The sequence below is a fragment of the Microbacterium sp. 5K110 genome (genome assembly GCF_005774735.1).
Lineage (GTDB): Bacteria > Actinomycetota > Actinomycetes > Actinomycetales > Microbacteriaceae > Microbacterium.
Genome location: NZ_VBUM01000163.1, coordinates 1 through 1,747, shown reverse-complemented (window position 1 = coordinate 1,747; position 1,747 = coordinate 1). Strand labels below are relative to the sequence as shown.

1 protein-coding gene is annotated in these 1,747 nt (G+C 73.4%); it reads right to left on the bottom strand.

The features are described 5' to 3' along the window. Positions 1 to 111 precede the first annotated feature (111 nt). Positions 112 to 1,747 (bottom strand): Mur ligase family protein (locus tag FE256_RS17855; protein WP_252371090.1); only part of this gene is annotated, 1,636 nt, incomplete at its 5' end.

Here is a 1,747-nt window from a genome sequence, read left to right as displayed (position 1 = left end):
GTCGTGCACAACTCCGGCGGAATCGGATGCCGCAGCCCTCCGCGTGCGCGGCAGACCGGGGGTGCAGGAGTTGTGCGGATCGGCGGCGTCCGTGACGGCGCGGCCGCCCCGTCAGGCGGGGAAGTCGACGGGGCGCTCGGGGTCGGACGACGGCGTGCGGTCGGCCGGGTACGGCACGGGCCACTGCGGATCCGGAACGGCCCAGCCCGCAGCCCGCAGTGCGCGGCGCGACAGCTCCCGCGCCGAGTACGGCGTGCGGATGCCGCGGATGTCGCGGTAGTCCTGGTGCCCGGGGCCGGCCCACAGGATCGCGTCGCCCTCGCCCACGAGCGCCACGGCCTCGAGGATCGCGCGCTCGGGCGGGCTGAACTCGTGGATCTCGGCGTCGGGGCGGGCGCGGCGTGCGCCCTCGACGAGCACCGCGCGGATGGCATCCGGATCCTCGTGGCGGGGATGGTGGTCGGTGACGATCAGCACGTCGCTGCCCTCGACCGCCGTGCGCCCCATGTCGTGGCGCTTGGTGGCGTCGCGGTCGCCGTCGGCGCCGAAGAGCATCACGACCTTTCCGGGCGTGACGCGCCGCACGGCCGCGAGCGTCTTCTCGAACGCGTCGGGGGAGTGGCCGAAGTCGACGTACACGGCGGGGCCGTCGGGGCCCGAGACCAGCTGCGTGCGTCCGGGCAGCGAGGCCGAGATACGGCCACCGTCGAGAGCGTTCGACAGCTGCTCCCACGAGTATCCGACCTCGAGCAGCATCACGATCGCGAGACCCGCGTTCGCGGCCATGTGCCGACCGATCACCGGGACGACGGTGGTCACCGTGCGCCCGTCGCGCGAGCGAAGGGTGAACTCGGTGCCGTCCTGGCGCTCCGCGACGATCTCGACGGTCCAGTCGGCCTCGGCGGTCGGATCCTCGGCGATCGCCGGCGTGACGATCGTGACGACCGGGATCTCGGCGCGCGCGGCGATCTCGGCTCCGGCGGCGGAGTCCAGGCACACCACGCCACGGCGCGACCGGTCCGCACGGAAGAGGGGGAGCTTGGCCTCGAAGTACTCGCGCATGTCGGCGTAGTCGTCGAGGTGGTCGTGTGTGAGGTTGGTGAAGCCGGCGACGTCGAACACCAGCCCGTCGACGCGGTGACGGGTCAGCGCCTGCGCGCTCACCTCCACCGCCACGGCCTCGACCCCGCGCTCGCGCATCAGGGCCAGGAGGGCGTGGAACTCGGAGGCCTCGGGCGTCGTCAGCCGCGACACGATGACCTCGCCCGCGATGTGGCGCTCGGCCGTCGACGACAGGCCCGTGACCACGCCGAGCTGACCCAGGATGCCCTCGAGCAGATGCGACACGCTCGTCTTGCCGTTCGTCCCGGTCGTCGCCAGCAGCTGCGGCAGGTCGTCGTCGGCGCCGGTGCCGTACACCCACGCCGACAGGTCGCCGAGCAGCGCGCGGGGGTTTTCGACCACGACGATCGGAAGACCCGTGGATGCCGCGATCTCGGCGCCCGCCTCGTCGGTGATGACCGCGACGGCTCCGCGCTCAGCCGCGGTCGCGGCGAACTCCGCCCCGTGACGGTTCACGCCGCGGATGGCGACGAAGGCTTCTCCCTCCCGCAGATCGGCGGTGGCCAGCGTGATGCCGGTGAGGTCGGTGCCCTCGACGTCGCCGACGCTGCGCACACCGAAACGGCGGGCCAGCTCCGCGAGGTCGCGGCGGGGCGGATGCTCCGGCCGGAGGACGGGCGGGAGG